At 52.9% G+C, this 17,117-nt stretch carries 16 protein-coding genes; 11 read left to right on the top strand and 5 right to left on the bottom strand.

Features of this window, described 5'->3' with window-relative positions:
- Nucleotides 1-172: 172 nt before the first annotated feature.
- Both KNP71_RS04175 and KNP71_RS04170 read left to right on the top strand, forming a co-directional pair.
- Nucleotides 173-889 (top strand): tRNA (adenine(22)-N(1))-methyltransferase, encoded by a 717-nt coding sequence (locus KNP71_RS04175; RefSeq protein WP_021065700.1) that lies wholly within the window; start codon nt 173-175, stop codon nt 887-889.
- Nucleotides 889-2,001 (top strand): Nif3-like dinuclear metal center hexameric protein, encoded by a 1,113-nt coding sequence (locus KNP71_RS04170; protein WP_021065701.1) that lies wholly within the window; start codon nt 889-891, stop codon nt 1,999-2,001. The genes KNP71_RS04175 and KNP71_RS04170 overlap by 1 nt, the downstream gene beginning before the upstream one ends.
- 42 nt (nt 2,002-2,043) lie before the next feature.
- On the opposite strand, the gene KNP71_RS04165 is transcribed toward KNP71_RS04170, so the two are convergent.
- Entirely contained in the window at nt 2,044-2,997 is a 954-nt protein-coding gene (locus KNP71_RS04165; RefSeq protein WP_029595228.1) for a 4-hydroxy-3-methylbut-2-enyl diphosphate reductase, read from the bottom strand.
- A gap of 120 nt (nt 2,998-3,117) precedes the next feature.
- Between KNP71_RS04165 and KNP71_RS04160 the strand changes: the two genes are divergently transcribed.
- The 5 genes from KNP71_RS04160 to KNP71_RS04140 all read left to right on the top strand — a co-directional run bounded on the left by KNP71_RS04160 (nt 3,118) and on the right by KNP71_RS04140 (nt 8,770).
- Nucleotides 3,118-4,881 (top strand): ATP-binding protein, encoded by a 1,764-nt coding sequence (locus KNP71_RS04160; RefSeq protein ID WP_029595229.1) that lies wholly within the window; start codon nt 3,118-3,120, stop codon nt 4,879-4,881.
- Nucleotides 4,878-5,816 carry a sugar ABC transporter substrate-binding protein gene (locus KNP71_RS04155; protein WP_021065704.1) on the top strand — a complete coding sequence of 313 codons (939 nt, stop codon included), beginning with the start codon at nt 4,878-4,880 and terminating at the stop codon, nt 5,814-5,816. The genes KNP71_RS04160 and KNP71_RS04155 overlap by 4 nt, the downstream gene beginning before the upstream one ends.
- 52 nt (nt 5,817-5,868) lie before the next feature.
- Nucleotides 5,869-7,221: a DEAD/DEAH box helicase gene (locus KNP71_RS04150; RefSeq protein ID WP_031199865.1), complete on the top strand. Its 1,353-nt coding sequence runs from the start codon at nt 5,869-5,871 to the stop codon at nt 7,219-7,221.
- A gap of 81 nt (nt 7,222-7,302) precedes the next feature.
- Nucleotides 7,303-8,205, top strand: a complete 903-nt coding sequence (locus KNP71_RS04145) for a deoxyribonuclease IV (protein WP_021065706.1) — start codon at nt 7,303-7,305, stop codon at nt 8,203-8,205.
- Nucleotides 8,162-8,770 carry a hypothetical protein gene (locus tag KNP71_RS04140; protein ID WP_251128647.1) on the top strand — a complete coding sequence of 203 codons (609 nt, stop codon included), beginning with the start codon at nt 8,162-8,164 and terminating at the stop codon, nt 8,768-8,770. The genes KNP71_RS04145 and KNP71_RS04140 overlap by 44 nt, the downstream gene beginning before the upstream one ends.
- Before the next feature lie 33 nt (nt 8,771-8,803).
- On the opposite strand, the gene KNP71_RS04135 is transcribed toward KNP71_RS04140, so the two are convergent.
- The 3 genes from KNP71_RS04135 to KNP71_RS04125 all read right to left on the bottom strand — a co-directional run bounded on the left by KNP71_RS04135 (nt 8,804) and on the right by KNP71_RS04125 (nt 12,761).
- A complete protein-coding gene (locus KNP71_RS04135; RefSeq protein ID WP_021065708.1) occupies nt 8,804-8,974 on the bottom strand; it encodes a DUF1427 family protein in 171 nt (56 codons plus the stop codon).
- Between the two features lie 92 nt (nt 8,975-9,066).
- Nucleotides 9,067-11,232 carry an RNA degradosome polyphosphate kinase gene (locus KNP71_RS04130; RefSeq protein WP_058763938.1) on the bottom strand — a complete coding sequence of 722 codons (2,166 nt, stop codon included), beginning with the start codon at nt 11,230-11,232 and terminating at the stop codon, nt 9,067-9,069.
- On the bottom strand, nt 11,229-12,761 hold the full coding sequence (locus tag KNP71_RS04125; RefSeq protein WP_214798475.1) for a Ppx/GppA phosphatase family protein: 1,533 nt from the start codon (nt 12,759-12,761) through the stop codon (nt 11,229-11,231). The genes KNP71_RS04130 and KNP71_RS04125 overlap by 4 nt, the downstream gene beginning before the upstream one ends.
- Before the next feature lie 189 nt (nt 12,762-12,950).
- Between KNP71_RS04125 and KNP71_RS04120 the strand changes: the two genes are divergently transcribed.
- Genes KNP71_RS04120 through KNP71_RS04105 form a run of 4 tightly spaced genes read left to right on the top strand, consistent with a single transcriptional unit; the run spans nt 12,951 to nt 16,422 of the window.
- A complete protein-coding gene (locus tag KNP71_RS04120; protein ID WP_021065711.1) occupies nt 12,951-13,709 on the top strand; it encodes a metal ABC transporter ATP-binding protein in 759 nt (252 codons plus the stop codon).
- A complete protein-coding gene (locus KNP71_RS04115) occupies nt 13,706-14,569 on the top strand; it encodes a metal ABC transporter permease (protein WP_058763937.1) in 864 nt (287 codons plus the stop codon). Before KNP71_RS04120 ends, KNP71_RS04115 begins: the two co-directional genes overlap by 4 nt.
- A complete protein-coding gene (locus KNP71_RS04110) occupies nt 14,556-14,966 on the top strand; it encodes a Fur family transcriptional regulator (protein ID WP_021065713.1) in 411 nt (136 codons plus the stop codon). Before KNP71_RS04115 ends, KNP71_RS04110 begins: the two co-directional genes overlap by 14 nt.
- Nucleotides 14,967-15,024: 58 nt before the next feature.
- Nucleotides 15,025-16,422, top strand: a complete 1,398-nt coding sequence (locus tag KNP71_RS04105; RefSeq protein ID WP_214756522.1) for an NAD(P)H-hydrate dehydratase — start codon at nt 15,025-15,027, stop codon at nt 16,420-16,422.
- A gap of 50 nt (nt 16,423-16,472) precedes the next feature.
- Here the strand turns inward: KNP71_RS04105 and KNP71_RS04100 are convergent, their stop codons facing one another.
- Nucleotides 16,473-17,054 carry a hypothetical protein gene (locus KNP71_RS04100; RefSeq protein WP_236355694.1) on the bottom strand — a complete coding sequence of 194 codons (582 nt, stop codon included), beginning with the start codon at nt 17,052-17,054 and terminating at the stop codon, nt 16,473-16,475.
- Between the last annotated feature and the right edge of the window lie 63 nt (nt 17,055-17,117).

Raw genomic sequence — 17,117 nt, 5'->3', positions numbered from 1 at the left:
AAAAAGATGACTCCCGTACAGTACAGGAATCATCTCCTTGAAGCAGCATAAGTTTTTTTATTAATGTCCTTTACATGGGGTACAGATTACCTAACGGGGTACGTTTTTTATTGTCCTGGCTATCAATATTCGTTACCCTAATAGTGAAGAAGTAGAAAAAGGAGTTGTCCCTATGCAAGAACAAGTGACGTTAGACCGGCGGCTGAAGCAAGTCGTCGATTTCATCCCGAAAGGTAGCGTAGTGGCGGACATTGGATCTGACCACGCTTACGTGCCGTGCTACCTCGTCCAACAAGGCATCGTCAATCGAGCCATCGCCGGCGAAGTGAACCGCGGACCGATGGAGGCGGCAAAAGCGCAAGTCGCGTTGATTGGCGCGACTGAACAGATTGACGTCCGTCTCGGGGACGGACTCGCCGTCCTCGAAGCAGATGAGGCGACCTGTATTTCAATATGCGGGATGGGAGGAAGTTTGATTCGATCGATTTTAGAGAGTGGCCGTGACAAGTTAGGCGCGGTCGAACGACTCGTCTTGCAACCGAACGTGGATGGACAACACGTCCGCGAATGGTTGCTCGACGCAGGTTTCGTGTTGATCGCCGAGTCCATCGTCGAAGAGAACGATAAAGTATATGAGATTCTCGTCGGTGAACGTGGTACGGAGACCCGCTATAGTTCGGATGAAACGGAACGGGCTTGGCAGCTCATGTTCGGACCTTACTTGCTCGAGACACGGCCTGAGGCGTTCAAGCTGAAATGGGGACGCGAAGCGGACAAACTCGATTATGTGCTCGGTCAAATGGCCGAGGGGGCACAGACCGAGGCGCTCATCCAGAAACAGGAGGAGTTCAAGACGTTACGTGACAAAATGAGAGAGGTGAGCAACTAATGGCGAACGGAAACCATGTCATCCAATTGTTTGACGAATTTGCCCCGAAACATCTTGCCGTCGAGGGCGATAAAATCGGTCTCCAAATCGGTACGTTGAATAAACCGGTACATCGGGTCATGGTGACGCTCGACGTGCTCGAATCGGTCGTCGATGAGGCCATCGAACGAGACGTCGACTTGATTATCGCCCATCATCCACCGATTTTCAGTGCTCTCGAACAAGTGAACGACCGCAGTGCGGCAGGGCGCATCGTCATGAAATGCATTCGGCATGACATCGCCGTCTATGTGGCCCACACGAACTTGGACGTCTGCGAGGGCGGGGTCAACGACTGGATGAGTGAGGCACTCGGGTTGGTCGATCCGACGGTGCTCATCCCGACGTATGAAGAACCGGTGTATAAACTGTCCGTGTTCGTCCCGACGACGCATCGACAAGCCGTGTCGGAGGCGCTCGGCCGGGCCGGAGCCGGTCGTCTCGGAGATTATGGGGACTGTCAGTTCACCGTCTCGGGAGAGGGTCAGTTCACACCACTCGAAGGGTCGGACCCCTATCTAGGCCAACACGGCAAGACGGAACATGTCGAGGAAGTGAAAATCGAGACGATTGTCACGGAGAGCCAAAAGAAACGAGTACTCAAGGCGATGACGGACGCGCATCCATATGAAGAGGTCGCCTATGATTTGATTCGGGACGACATCGAGGGGCGTGTGTTCGGTCTCGGGCGCATTGGTCGTCTATCGACCCCGCTCACACTCGCTGCGTTCGCAGAGCACGTCAAGGCGAGTTTTGGCGTCGCGGCGGTGCGTATCGTTGGCGATCCGAACCGGACAATCGAGAAAGTAGCCGTCCTCGGTGGTGATGGGAACAAATACGTGTCGGCCGCCCATTTCAAAGGCGCGGACGTGTATGTGACGGGTGACTTGTATTTCCATGTGGCGCACGACGCGATGGCTCTCGGTCTTTCGGTCGTCGACCCGGGTCATCATGTCGAGAGTGTCATGAAGCAGGGTGTCGTCGACGTCATGCGGCAAAAAGGAGAACGTGCGAAGCTCGATGTCGAATTCTTCGTGTCCGAAGCCGATACGAATCCGTTTCGTTTCTATTGATGATGTGAAAACCCCGTCCTCTCACGAGGACGGGGTTTGATGTCACTTACGGAGCGCCTTCACTTTCGGGAGGATGCTACGGAGTTCAAGATAAGGGGTCTTGTCATGTGTGCTCAAATCGAGCGGGTCATATTGGCTCAAGAAGTCGATCACTTTCTTTGTGATCGGCGTCGGTGTCGACGCGCCTGACGTGACGGCGACCGTCTCGACACCATCGAGCCAAGCCAGGTCGAGCTCGCTCAAATCACCAATGCGATAGGCATTCGTGCCGGCAATCTCTTTAGAGACTTGGGCCAGGCGGTTCGAGTTATTCGATTTCGGGTCGCCGACGACGATTAACAGTTCGCAATCGCCGGCTTGTTCGGCCACCGCTTCTTGACGGACTTGTGTCGCGTTACAGATCTCATTATGCACTTCGACGTGTGGATAACGCTCTTGAATCATTTCGATCAAGGCCGAGACGTCCCATTGACTCATCGTCGTCTGGTTCGTGACGAGGATTTTCGTCTCATAGAGATGGGCCGGCAACGCCTCGAAATCCCGTTCATATTGTACGAGATGAACTTTGCCCGGGGCGACGCCCATGGCACCTTCTGGTTCCGGGTGTCCGTGCTTCCCGATATAGATGACCTCATAGTCGAGGGCCGTCTTTTCACGAATCAAATCGTGCGTGACCAAGACGTCCGGGCACGAGGCATCGACAATCGTCAATCCTTTCTCGATGGCACGTTTACGTACGAGCGGCGAGATGCCGTGAGCGGTAAAGACGACCGTTCCGCGGTCGATGGTCTCGAGTGCTTTCATGCGATCCTCGCCGTCGACCGTCTTGACGCCGAGGTCCTCGAACGCTTGGGTGACATGTCGGTTATGGACGATCATGCCGAGTATATGGATAGGACGCGGTAAATCTGGATTGGCCACCGCTTCGTTGGCGAGCTTCATGGCATCGACGACGCCGTAGCAGTATCCGCGTGGACTGATTTTTTTAACTTTCATTTTGTAAGGAACGCTCCTTTCGCGATGCTTTCATACGTATTAGTCTAACATTGTTTCGAAAATACGAAAAGAATTGCGTGTATTCATGCTATAATCTTAAGGTTAGAAAGGAGGGACACCGTGGAACGCTTGAGAACATTGCTTGAAGTTCGAAAATCGTACTTCTTTCAGATTACATTTATTATCTTCATTATACTAGGACTTGTCATCTCTTCACTAGCGTTCTCTGCCGATCGTGTGACGGTGTCCCGGGCGGAAGAGCTAGCGAAAGAACAATTTGATTATGCGATTGACGGAAGTATCGAGAACCTAGAGACGCGACTCGGTAAACTGTATGAAGACTTGGTCTATCTCGGCGCCTACGTCGGAAACGAGACGTATATCGAAGAACGGATTCGAACCGGCTATTTGAATCAGCGCACGAGCTTTACCTCGATTTTTTATTACGATTTACGGGACGATGCCTTTAAATGGTACTCGCAACGTCAAGTGCCAGCCACGGCGCTGAAAGCCGATGCAAAGTTTAACGAAGTGCTCAACGGTGGAGGCAACGACTTATTCATGAGTGAACCGATTTCCATCTCCGGTGACGTCGGGACGTTTTTGTACGTACCGGTCCTTGAGGATAACCGGTTGGTCGGGATGTTCGGCGGCAGCATCAGCGTGCTCAACTCCGATTTATATCGACGCATGCTCGAATCGGCGAACGACGATATGATTCTTTACTTGTTGAACGAGCGGGGCGAGGTGTTATCGACGTCGTTCAATCTCGTCACGGACGCGGAACGTCGTCTGCCTCGCTCGATTATCGAGGCGACGGACGACTATGCGGTCCGGACGATTTTCAGCACTAAGGATGACGTCATCATGTATGAACCGGACGCCCGCGTCACCGGCTGGAGCGTCCTCGCCAAACATAGTACTGATTCTGTATACGAGGCGGTCTATGCGACGCGCTGGCAATATTTAATGATTACGCTCGTCACGTTCTTTTTAAGTATCATGGTCGGTTTGCTCTTGTCGAAGACGTTGACGAGCCCGCTCCTCGAGCTCGTGCAAAACATCAAGAAGCAGCAGTCGCTCGAACCGATTCAACTAGAACGGACCGGCTCCAAAGAAGTCGAGACGTTGCTTGATACGTATAACGACTATTCCCGCCGCATGGAGACGGCACGACGGGAACAGCTTAGCCAGCAACAATTGTTGCTTCAGCAAGAGAAGCTCGCCTCGCTCGGACAGCTTGCGGCCGGAATCGCTCATGAGATCCGCAACCCGCTCACACCGGTCCAAATCACGTTACAGATGGTGAAAGAGGGGCATAGCAGCCAAGAAATGCTTGACCTCGCCCTCTCAGAGCTCGACCGGGCCAACCATTTGATTACGACGATGCTCACGCTCGCCAAGCCAGATCAGGCGAAACTGCAAGAAGAATGGCTCGATATGACAGAGTTTGCGAGTCGCCTTGAATTCTTGCTCGACGCCGAGTGTTATAAACGGGTCACGAATTGGGAGTTGAACTTCCCGAACGACATGCCGCCGTTTTACTGCTCGAGCGACATGCTCATTCAAATCATTTACAACTTGTTCAAAAATGCGGTCGAAGCCGTCGACTCGAAAGGGGCCGACGGGAATGTGACGGTCACCATTCAGTTCACGGAGCGGGATTATCGCTTCTTGATTGAGGATAACGGCATCGGCATGACCGAGGCTCAAGTCAAATCGGTCGGATCGGCGTTTTACACGACGAAAGAGAACGGCAACGGCTTAGGTCTCTACATGATCCGCGAATACTTGAAAGCCGTGAACGGTGACATGAACATCGAGAGCGTTGAAGGAGAAGGTACGGCCATGATGATTAAAATCCCAAGGCGGTCGCACCCATGACGAAAGGATTCAAACATTACTGGTTATGGCTACCTGTCGTCTGGGCGTTGACGATTTTACTGATCACCTCGATTCAATTGCCGGAACGTTCGAGTGAGAACAACGAAGTCGGTTTCGTCTTCGTCAGTGAAAAGCATGAGCACGCCAATAAATTGTTGGCTGCTTTCGTCAGGACGGCGAATCAAAAAGGGTTCATCCCTGTCCCGACGACGAGCGAGGACTCACGGGTGTTAGAGAAAGAGAAGTTGGACGCCTTGATTGACCGCGGGGTCGAAGCGATTTTTGTGACGACGCTCGACGAGGCGTTCATTCGTCCGTCGCTCGAGCGTGCCGAGCGGGAAGGGATCCCAATTATCGCGATTGACCGCATGATTGACCATGAGAGCGTCTTGACGTCCGTCATGTCCGACAACGTCGAGATCGGCCGCATGGCGGCGAACCATATCGCCGCCCAACACGCGGGGCTCGACCGTCCGATTCGAGTCGTCGAAGTGCGCGGGACGGCCAAAGTCCGCTCGACGATTGACCGGAGTCTCGGATTGACGGAATATGATAAGGCGAACGACAACCTTCAAGTCGTCGCTTCCATCACCGGAAACTATGATACGTTCCAAGCGGAGATCGAGATGTCACGTTGGCTCGAGGCTGATATCCCGTTCGATGCCGTCTTCTCGCATAACGATGACAATACGTTCGGTGTCGTCCGCGCCCTTGAAAGTCATGGGCTCAGCGACAAAACGCTCGTGTCGGTTGACGGGGTGACAGAAATTTATCCGCTCATCCACAACGGCAAAGTGAATGCGACGGTCGTCCAATCTCCGAACGAGATGATCGAGGTCGGATTTAAAGCGCTCGAACTACATTTGAGCGGCAAAAAAATCGCACCACACTACTACACATCGAGCTATTTATATGAAGGGCTCGCAAAAGATTAATTGACAAATGATTAGATTCCGCTATGCTAGGAAAAGTGGAAAGAAACAGGAGGTGTATCGATTGAACAGCTTCCAACAGTTCAAATTGTTACCGTTTATCGTCGATGCCTTGACAGAAAAGCGCATCACAGTACCGACGGACATTCAGGCCCGGATTATTCCGGCTGCGATGAATGGCCGCGATATCATTGGAAAATCACAAACCGGGACGGGGAAGACGCTTGCGTTCCTCTTACCTATTTTAGAAGCAATCGATCCGAAAGAAGAATCGGTCCAAGCCATCGTCGTCGCACCGACGCGCGAACTCGCTTGGCAGATTCACGAAGAGTTGAAAACACTCCTCGTCAAACAGCCGGACTATATTAAGACAAGTCTGATTGTCGGAGGAACTGACCGGGAACGACAAATCGACAAGATGAAAAACCCACCACAACTGATCATCGGGACACCAGGTCGTTTGCTCGACTTGATGAAAGTCCAAGCGTTATTCCCGCACAAAGTCACGCACTTCGTCGTCGATGAAGCTGACCAAATGCTTGACATGGGCTTCTTGCCTGAAGTCGACCGCATCGCGCAGTCGTTGCCAGAGAAACTTCAAACGATGGTCTTCTCAGCGACAATCCCTGAGAAGTTACAGCCGTTCTTGAAGAAATACTTGCACGACCCACGCTACGCGGAAGCGAGTGAAGAGCACCGTGTCGTTCCGAAAATCAAGCATCACGTCATCCCGGTCCGTCACCGTGACCGTAAGGCGTTGACGGTCGAAATCGCAAAAACGATTAACCCGTTCGTCTGTCTCGTGTTCACAAACACGAAACAAGATGCAGATGAGTTGGAGACGTCGTTCCGCGAGGCGGGACTCAACGTCGGCACGCTTCATGGGGACATGCAAGCTCGTCGCCGGAAGCAAGCCATCAAAGACATTAACGACGCGAAATATCAGTTCGTCATCGCCACCGACTTGGCGGCGCGCGGCATCGATATTAAAGGTGTGTCGCACATCATCAACTTCGGGATTCCAAAAGACCTTGACTTCTATACGCACCGCGTCGGCCGGACGGGCCGCGCCGGTGAGACGGGTGAAGCGTACACGTTGTATGAAGATCACGAGAACGGTCCGATCAATCGACTCGAAGAGCGTGGTTTCACGTTCAAGCACGTCGATGTGAAGAACGGGTCACTTCAAGAGATTAAGACACGCAAACGCCGAACGACCGACCGGAAGATGAAAGTCTCGCAAACGGCGCACAGCCGGATGGCGGGCGAAATCAAGAAGGCGAAGAAAAAGGTCAAGCCTGGTTACAAGAAGAAGTTCAAGTATAAGTTGAAAGAGACGGCCTCACGTGAACATATGCAGAGCCAACGTCAGGAACGTCGCGAAGTTCGTAAGAAGAACCGTCGCTAACCAAAAGAAGAATCGACTTCGTGGAGTCGATTCTTCTTTTTGTGTACACTAAAGACAGATGAGAATGAAGGAGAAATGACTATGTTAAAAATTGGTTCCCACGTTTCAGTTTCCGGTAAGAAGATGTTGCTCGCAGGAAGTGAAGAGGCCGTATCTTACGGTGCCAACACGATGATGGTGTATACGGGTGCGCCCCAAAACACACGTCGCAAACCGATTGAAGACTTGAATATCGAGGCGGCGCTCGTTCATATGGCGGCGCACGACATCGAGGAAATCGTTGTCCATGCCCCTTATATCATCAACTTGGGCAATACGACGAAACCCGAGACGTTTGAACTCGCCGTGTCGTTCTTAGCAGCCGAGATTAAACGGGCCGAGGCGCTCCAAGTCGCGCGCCATGTCGTGCTCCATCCCGGTGCCCACGTCGGTGCCGGTGAAGACGTCGGACTCGCTCGCATCATCGAGGGCTTGAACGAAGTGCTCACTGGCGATGAGACGGTTAAAATCGCGCTCGAGACGATGGCTGGGAAAGGCAGCGAGCTCGGCAAGACGTTCGAGGAGCTAGCGACCATCATCGATGGAGTGACGCATAACGATCGTCTCTCGGTCTGCTTCGATACGTGTCACGTCCATGACGCAGGTTACGACCTCGTCGGTGATTTGGACGGCGTCATCGAACAGTTCGACCGAATCGTCGGATTGGATCGGCTCGGTGTCATCCACGTCAACGACTCGAAGAACGTCCGTGGCGCGAAGAAAGACCGGCACGAGAATATCGGATACGGGGAGATCGGCTTTGATACGTTGAACCGCATCATCCATCACGAGGCGTTCACCCACTTGCCGAAGATTTTAGAGACGCCATATATTCCAATCAGTGAGAAGACGAAAGTGGCACCATACAAGCAGGAAATCGAGATGTTCCGGGCGAACCGCTTTGACGCCGAGTGGCGCGAACAGTTCACGCTCGCGCACCAATAAGATGAGCGTCATCCGAATCAACCCGAACGTATATGACGTCTGGTCTGCGCTTCCGACATATTTTCAAGAAGCGAGCCCGTTTTATGTGGAAGGGCAGATTGACGAGGCGACAGCGTGGATTGAGATTCTCGGATATGGAATCGTGGCCGAAGTCGAAGTCATGCTCGTCGAGAAGACGCAGCGCCCGTTCGACCGCTATTGGCGGACGGAGGCAACGCCCGAGGTGACGGCGTATAGTCTCGTCGATGTGATCGGCCTCGACTTTCATCATCCGCTGCTGCGAACGGGCCTGTATGAAGGGGACACGGACGTCGAGATTCGTGATAAGTGGGAGCGGGGGTACCGCGTCCCTTCTGCGAAGTGGACCCGGGAGACGTTCCGCGCCCATTTGGCGGACGAGCAGGCGAGGTTACAACTCGCCCCGACGACTGTCTGTGAGGCATGCGGGGATGACTTGAGCCGTTTTGGAGCATTTGGGGTTCGTCTGATGGAGTATCATCTCGAAGCAGGAAGCGGTACATGGCTTTGCCCGACGTGTCACAAAGCAAGACATTACGATATGTAAAAAAAACGAAGCCCGCGGGCTTCGTTTTTTGAATTAAAATGGCCAGTTCGCGAGTGCGAATTGATATACTTTCATCCCAAGAAACACACCGAAGATGCCGATGACACCAGGTAAAACGGGTGGGGCAGGGAGCGGCAACTTCAAAGCGGTGAAAATCATGCCACAAATAAGACCAGCGAGCAATGACAATAGGATTTCTTGCATGAATGATTCCTCCATAATCGAAATGAAAACGCTTTATTAACAGGTAACCGAATTCATTATACAATGTTCATTCTCGTTTGAGAAGTCTAACATCAGTCATCTGTCATTTTCTCATTTTCAGCTCGTAAGCGAAGGACTTCCCGTTCGGCCCAGTTCGAAGGTTCCCGTTCAAACACGCTCGGAATGTTGTTCCAGCGGCCGCCCGTGTATTGATGGATGATGATTTGTGATTGAATTTGTTCTTGTCCGGCTTCTTGTTTCAAATACACATAACTGCCGTCAGCACGCTGGATTCTGGCTTTCACGTTATCGACGAGTTGTAGCGCGAGCATGTCTTTAATATACGACTTATGTCCCGCATCGAGGATTGGGAATAGAATCTCAATCCGTTTGCGCATGTTACGGGTCATCCAGTCGGCAGAGGAACAATATAAGTCTTCTTTCCCGTTTTGATAGAAGTAGAAGATACGCGAGTGTTCCAAATAGCGATCAATGATGGAGATGACACGGATGTTTTCCGAGATGCCTTTAATGCCCGGACGCAGACAACAGATGCCGCGGATGATTAAATCGATTTTGACGCCGGCCTGTGAGGCGTCGTATAGTTTCGTGATAATTGGCTTGTCGGTAATCGAGTTCATCTTGGCGACGATGCGGCCGTTGCCGTATTTCTCGTGCAGTTTAATTTCGTCCTCAATCTTTTGAAGGAAGAAGTCGTGCATGTCGTCCGGTGACGTCTCGAATTTATGCCACGACGGACGTTCTCCGTACCCCGAGAGCCAGTTGAAGAAGTTGGTCGCGTCTTCGGCGAGCTCTTCGTTCGTTGTCAACAAGCCGATGTCCGTGTACAGCTTGGCGGTCGAGTCGTTATAGTTGCCGGTACCGAGATGGACGAACCGTTGCAAGACGCCGCCTTCAAGAATACGGACGACGAGCGTAATTTTCGAGTGCGTCTTTAACTCTTTATAGCCATAAATGACGTGGGCGCCGGCTTTCTCGAGCTGTTTTGCCCATTGAATATTCTTCTCCTCATCGAACCTGGCCTTCAATTCGACGAGCACCGTCACTTGCTTCCCGCTCTCGGCGGCATCGGTCAGCGCCTTGATAATCGGCGAGTCACCGGACACCCGATATAACGTCTGCTTGATGGCGAGGACGTTCGGGTCTTTGGCCGCCTGGGCGATGAAGCGGACGACCGGGTCGAACGAATGGTACGGATGGTGGAGCAAGTAATCTTTTTTCAGTACCGCTTGGAACAAATCTTTCCCCGGTTCAAGTCCTTCCGGGACGAACGGAATGAGCGTCTCGTTAATCATCTCATCATACTCGATCCCGATTTTATTATAGACCCCGAACAAGAACGTCAAATCGATTGGACCATCGACGAGGAAGATGTCCCGGTCATGAAGGTCGAGCACGTCCTGGAGCATGAACAACAGCTCTTTACTGAGTGACCGTTGCTGCACCTCGAGCCGAATCGCGACCCCGTAGCGTCGTTTCTTCAACTCTTTCTCGATTTGTTTCAAGACGTCGCGGCTGCCTTCCTCATGGAACGGCATATCGGCGTTTCGGGTGATTCGGAACGGCATCGTCGACTCGACTTCGAACCCTTTGAACAACGAGTCGATGAACTGGATGATGACATCCTCGAGCAACATCAAGTCGGTATGGTCCTCATCCTCGGTCGGTAGCTCGAGATAGCGTGGCAAGACGGCCGGCACTTGGACGAGAGCGAGCCGTTTCTTGCCTTCATCGGTCGAGGCGATCTCGACGGCGATATTCAGTGATTTAGACAACAACATCGGGAACGGCCGGTAGGCGTCGACGGCAATCGGCGTCAAGACAGGGAAGACATGCGTCCGGAAATAGAGTTTGACGAACTCGAGTTGCGTCTTATTCAAATGTTTCGGCCGCAAGAAACGGACGTTCTCCGCGGCGAGCTGCTTGAGGATTTTCTTATATGTCGCGTACTGGACCTCGACGAGCTCTTGCGCCTTGATGGAGATGGCTTTGATTTGCTGCTTCGGCGTCAGACCGGCCTTGTCTTCCGGACGGTTGAAGCCGGCGAGCACCTCGTCTTTCAATCCGCCGAAACGGACCATATAAAACTCATCGAGGTTCGAGCTGAAGATGCCGAGAAACTTCAGCCGTTCCATGAGCGGATTGCGTTCGTCCATCGCTTCTTGCAAGACGCGTTCGTTGAAGCTCAGCCAGCTGAGCTCACGGTTATTGAAATGTTCGGGTAAGTAGATGGTCATGAATCTCTCTCCTCTACGCGTAACTCGATTGATTGGTCAATCGCACGTTCCAAATGTTTTTTATGGCGGATGCCGCGTTGCAGTTCAAAGCGCGGGGATGTGTGCGTATGAAGCGTGAAGACAAGTCCTTCCTCGGTCGAGGATACGTCGACGTTCTCTACGACTTGACGTTCGGTCAAATCGAGCGCGTCGACGAGCTTGACGATGGAGCCGAGCAGCTCTAAGCTCTTCAACATCTTCGAGTCGAACCATTCGGGGAAGCCTTCGATATGTTGTTCGAGCAGGCGTCGTGATTTATAGGACGTCACCAAGGCGAGGGCGAGCCTGTCCTCGTTGTTCATCCCTTTAAAATCGTTCGTCGTAATCAAGTGGAACGTGTGGTCGCTCTTGTTATTATGGTCGATATATTCCCCGACATAAGCGAGCCGGCACGCCCCTTCTAAAAGACCGGGTTCGAACGGTTTCGGCTTAATCGTCTTCGTCTCAATCAAGCCGGTGTAAATTTGGCGGGCGAGATGAATCAAGTGTTGATGACGGACCGGGTCGACGGCATACTGCTTCTCGAAATGACGGAAACTTTCTTCTTTGACGTCACCGAAACGGACCCGATTGTTTTCCTTTAAGTAGTACTCATAGAACAAGCCCTCGCGTAGTCCGTTGTTGCTCATCATGAACTCAGGAACTTTCAAATACTTCGCCAGTTCATCGATGGCGGTCACGGCCGGGGCGATGATGTCCATCCGGTCCTTCGACAAACCGTCGAGACGCCCAAGTTGTTTCGGCGACATTTGTATGAGTTCGTCGACGACATCATGCAGGCGGTCGGCCCCGAGCGTGTATTGATGAATTCCCTCGAGTGGGAACAAGGACATCGACTGTTCGACCCGAACGAGGTTTCGAGCCGTGCCTCCGACACCGACGAGCGGTATACCGTGCGGCTCGAGCCAGTCGATCTCTTTGAACGACTTTTTCAAGAACGTCGTCAATTGTTTACGCTCGTCTTTCGTGAGCGTGTCACCCTTCATGAAGTCCTCGGTCAATGTGACGGCTCCGAACGGGAAGCTGTGATAGAAGACGAGTTCACGATCTTTGAAGTAGGTCACTTCCATTGAACCACCACCGATATCGACTGAATAGCCGTCCTCGATATACGTCGAGTTGATGATGGCCGAGTAGCCGTAAAACGCCTCCTCATAGTCGCTCAACAACCGAATCTCCATGCCGGTCGCTTGCCGGACTTCTTCTAAAATGGCCTCGGAATTGCTGGCGTTGCGGATGGCGGCCGTCGCGACGGGCAACACTTCTTTCACTTCGTGATGCTCGTTCAAGCGATTAAAGTGATTCAGCGTCTCGATGAGCGCCTCGATGCCAGACTCGGACAGTTCATTGTCATCGGTGATATGGCTCGACAGCCGTGCCACTTCTTTCACGTTCAACCGTTCAAAATACTGACCGTGGCCGTTCACTTCAAAAATGACGTTACGAACCGAGTTGGACCCGATATCGATGACTGCTAGTTTTTTCTCCACGGAAAAACCCCCTCTGCGTTATCTCTAGTGTACAACGAAGATCATAAAATTACATACGGATTTCAGTTCGTGCGCCGCCAATCGGCTCGCATTGCCTCTATACTTGAAGCATAGACTGATATTCTGTATAATACAGACGCCAAGCAAGTAGAAATGATTACGATTTATCACACGAGAGAAGGGTAGCTTATGACGACATCCGTCGTAAAATTAAATCATGTTTCCTATCATTACGATGGGACCGCCGCGCTACAGGACGTGTCCATCGATATTAAACAAGGCGACTTTGTCGCTGTCGTCGGGGAGAACGGGTCCGGCAAATCGACGTTGATTCGGACGATTCTCGGATTGTTATCGCCGCAAACCGGATCAGTCGAACTGTTCGGCCGTCCCCAAGGACAGTTCAAAGACAAGTCTCGTATCAGTTACGTTTCCCAAAAAGCCGCGTCGTTTAACTCAGGATTTCCGGTGACGGTCGAGGAAGTCGTCGCTATGGGCCGTTATGGACGCCTCGGTCTGTTCAAACGGTTGAATATCGAAGACAAGGCGGCCATTCAAAATGCACTCGAGACGGTCAATATGTGGCAGTTTCGACATCGGAAAATCGGCAGCCTGTCCGGCGGCCAGCAACAGCGTGTCTTTATCGCTCGAGCAATCGTCAACCAACCGGACTTGCTCATCTTGGATGAACCGACGGTCGGGGTCGACCAAAAACATTTGCGTGATTTTTATGAGGTGCTCCATCTGTTGCGTGAGCACACGTCATGTACGTTCATTCTCGTCACCCATGACTTGAACGTCGTCACCGACCTCGTCACGAAAGTCGTCCATCTCGATCACGGGCGTATGGCCTGCAACTGTGGATTAAAAGAATATAGTGAACTCGGCGAATTGACGGCGATTAAACCGTATCCGGTCAAAGTGCTCGTCCATGAAGGTACGTCATGATCACGGATCTGTTCACGTACAGCTTTTTACGTTATGCGTTCATCGCAGCCGTCGTCATTGGTTTCACTGCGCCGCTCATCGGCTCGTTCGTCGTCGTCAGACGGATGAGTTTGATTGCCGACGCGTTATCCCACATGACGCTTGCCGGAATCTCGTTCAGTCTGTTCCTCGGACAGTATATTCTGCTGTTCAGCGACTTGAACCCGCTTTACTTGGGGACGCTCGTCTCCGTGCTCGCCGCGCTCGGCCTCAATTGGCTCCGCGGAAAATACGTCCATTTCCAAGAGTTGTCGATTCCGATCATGATGTCGGCCGGGATGGGACTCAGTGCGATCTTCATCTCATTGTCGCGCGGGTTTTCCATCGATTTGTCGACGCTCCTGTTCGGGTCAATCTCAGCGGTCAGTCTATCAGACATCTGGATGATTTTGGCGGTGGCGGGTTTCACGTTGCTCGTCATCATCGTGTTCTATAAACAGCTGTTGTTCTTGTCGTTCGATGAAGAACAGGCGAAAGTGTCGGGCCTGCCGAGTACGATGCTCCACGTGCTGTTCATGTTCGTCGTCGCGCTCGTCATCGCCGTCAGCATGCGCATCGTCGGCACACTGCTCGTCTCGAGTCTGATCACATTACCGGTCGCGGCTGCGCTCCGGTTCACGAGCAGCTTCAAGCAAACGATTCTCTGGTCAATCGTGTTCGGAGAAGTCGCGACGATTGGCGGACTCATCCTCGCCTATGAGCTCGATGTCGCCCCGGGTGGTGTCATCGTTCTGCTCGCCGTTATGATTTTAGCCGTCGTCATGCTGGCTGAACGACTCGGACTCGCTCGGAAGAAGGAGGTTCGTTATGAAGGAAACTGAACAATTGACCCGCCTGCAATCGTCGTCGCTCAAAGTGACACCGAAACGGATTGAGATGTTTGCCTTTCTCGCGGCGGAAGAGCGTTACGTCAGTGCCAAGGACGTGCTCGACTATATGCGCGCGAAACATCCGACGATGAGTTTTGACACCGTGTACCGCAACTTGAAGTCATTCGCTGAGGAAGGATTGCTCGAAGCGACCGAATTGAATGGAGAGAAGGCGTTCCGCGTCACGTGCGGGTCGAATCATCATCATCACCATTTGATTTGCCGCGGTTGCGGTAAGACGAAGCTGCTCGAGCTCTGCCCGATGCGCTATGTCGAGACGCTCGATCCTGATTTTGAGGTCGTCGATCATAAATTCGAGATTTACGGGTATTGTAAACAATGTAAGTGACAAGAAGGGATTGTGGATGCAATCCCTTTTTTGTCGAATCAAGAGAGGGGGAGTCGAGATGATTTACACCGCAGCCGAAATCAAACAAGCCGATGCGACGGCGCTCCGGCAAGGGATGCCGGCCGACGTGTTAATGGAACGGGCAGCATCAGCCGTGGCGGCCCGTCTGACCTTCCGGCCACGCTCGTCGGTGCTCGTCATCTGCGGCGCCGGCAATAACGGTGGGGACGGCTGGGTCGTGGCTCGAGAATCGGCACAGCGAGGGTGTGACGTCTTTGTCTATGCCCCATTTGGCGAACCGAAGTCTTCGGAAGGGGAACGGCATGCGGCGTATGCGCGCCGTTTCGTCACCATCGTCGAGGAGCCCCGAGACGCCGATTATGTCGTCGACGCCTTGTTTGGGGTCGGATTCCGTGGTCCGGTCACCGGAAAGGCGAGGGACGTCATCACTTGGATGCGTGAACAGTCGGCGCCGGTCATGGCGATCGATGTGCCGTCCGGTGTCCCGAGTGATGAGGCGTCAGAATTTGACGGACATGCGGTTAAGGCAGATACGACGTTTTCGCTACACGGCTATAAGCGGAGTGCCTTTTTAACTCAGACGGCCCCATATTATGGGACGGTCGAGATGGTCGATATCGGACTGTCACACAAGTCCGAATGGCGTGTGTTGATCGAGTCAGACTTTGATCGGGGGTTGCTCGAGCGCGACCCGTACGGTCATAAGAATCGATATGGTCATGGATGTTTGATTGGCGGGAGCCGTCATTTGATTGGAGCCCCGTTCTTGGCGGCCCGGGCGGCGTTACGGACTGGCATTGGCTTACTGGACTTGGCCATCCCATCGGAGGCGCACATCATGGCATCGAGTTTACCGGAGGCGATGTATTATGGCATCGATGAATTACCGGACAAAACGTATGCGGCTACGGCGATTGGGCCAGGTCTCGTCGACGATGAACGGTCGGACCGTTTATGGCAAACCGTCAGTCGTCAATCGAAACCGCTGATCGTCGATGCGGGCGCCTTGACGACGGAACATCTCGCAGCGGAAGGTCCTCTCACGTTGACGCCGCACCCGGGAGAGTTCGCTCGCTTGACGGGACGGTCCGTCGCCGAGATTGAAGCGGACCGGTTCCGTATCGCGTCAGACTTCGCACGGCAACATGGGATTCACCTCATCTTGAAAGGGACGCATACGCTGATTGTCAAACCAGACGGGACGGGGGCGGTCAATACGATTCAAGCCGCGGCGCTCTCGAAAGGAGGGAGCGGCGACGTGTTGACCGGAATGTTGCTCGCGCTCTGGGCGCGGACGGACCGAATCGACACCGAGTCTTCCCCGAACGAACAAGCCGTCCTATGGCACGCCTTGGCGGCACAAGCCGCGAGTCGGCAGATGCATCCGGCGAGTGTCCTCGCAACAGACGTCATCGAAGCGATCGGACGCATATAAAAAAGCCCCGTATACAGTGGATATTCTTATCCACGTATATGGGGCTTTTTTTAAATGGTGATAGACTTGGTCGTCTCGAAGCGATTGACGATGTGGAGCGCCTCGTTCCAAGATGTGATCCGCTTCACGCCATCCGGTAACGGTTTGCGATTATACGGCGCGTCGAACAATAGGACCGGGATGGTCGTCTGTTCATGGATCGAGATCGCGTTCTCATAACGGTCCTCCATGAATAGGTCGAGTTCGAGCTGTTTGACGACGCCGACCTTGTCATGGCTCCCTGTCATGATGAGCGAGTCGAGTGGGAGTTCATGCTGCCGAATCCACTCCTCGGTGACGGCGCGGACGGCTTCGCTGCGGGCCGTGACGTAATGGAGACGGTGTGCTTTTCGCATGTGCCAAAGGACGTCGTTCACTTCAGAGTGGGGAAGTGAGCGACGATAAATCGCTTCCTCGTGGCCTTGCTCAATCATGAAGCGCCAAAACGCTTCTTGCGTCATATCGGTATACGTATGCAACTCGTATTCGGTCGCTTGATGATAATCGATGGCGTACCCGAGTGCGTCGTTCATATAGTGAAAACAACTTTGCGGATCCGTGACGGTTCCGTCGAGGTCTATTCCAATGTGCATCTTCGTCCCTCCTTGCTCATAACCCTTATTGTACCAAAAGCCCGCTCGGTTGCAACCGAGCGG

The organism is Exiguobacterium sp. s56 (assembly GCF_018618255.1).
Lineage (GTDB): Bacteria > Bacillota > Bacilli > Exiguobacteriales > Exiguobacteriaceae > Exiguobacterium > Exiguobacterium chiriqhucha.
This window is presented reverse-complemented; position numbering and strand designations above follow the sequence as displayed.

Coding starts and splice junctions, on each gene's coding strand:
- KNP71_RS04175 (WP_021065700.1), top strand. CDS start 173: ATGCAAGAACAAGTGACGTTAGACCGGCGGCTGAAGCAAGTCGTCGAT.
- KNP71_RS04170 (WP_021065701.1), top strand. CDS start 889: ATGGCGAACGGAAACCATGTCATCCAATTGTTTGACGAATTTGCCCCG.
- KNP71_RS04165 (WP_029595228.1), bottom strand. CDS start 2,997: ATGAAAGTTAAAAAAATCAGTCCACGCGGATACTGCTACGGCGTCGTC.
- KNP71_RS04155 (WP_021065704.1), top strand. CDS start 4,878: ATGACGAAAGGATTCAAACATTACTGGTTATGGCTACCTGTCGTCTGG.
- KNP71_RS04145 (WP_021065706.1), top strand. CDS start 7,303: ATGTTAAAAATTGGTTCCCACGTTTCAGTTTCCGGTAAGAAGATGTTG.
- KNP71_RS04135 (WP_021065708.1), bottom strand. CDS start 8,974: ATGCAAGAAATCCTATTGTCATTGCTCGCTGGTCTTATTTGTGGCATG.
- KNP71_RS04130 (WP_058763938.1), bottom strand. CDS start 11,232: ATGACCATCTACTTACCCGAACATTTCAATAACCGTGAGCTCAGCTGG.
- KNP71_RS04120 (WP_021065711.1), top strand. CDS start 12,951: ATGACGACATCCGTCGTAAAATTAAATCATGTTTCCTATCATTACGAT.
- KNP71_RS04115 (WP_058763937.1), top strand. CDS start 13,706: ATGATCACGGATCTGTTCACGTACAGCTTTTTACGTTATGCGTTCATC.
- KNP71_RS04110 (WP_021065713.1), top strand. CDS start 14,556: ATGAAGGAAACTGAACAATTGACCCGCCTGCAATCGTCGTCGCTCAAA.
- KNP71_RS04105 (WP_214756522.1), top strand. CDS start 15,025: ATGATTTACACCGCAGCCGAAATCAAACAAGCCGATGCGACGGCGCTC.
- KNP71_RS04100 (WP_236355694.1), bottom strand. CDS start 17,054: ATGCACATTGGAATAGACCTCGACGGAACCGTCACGGATCCGCAAAGT.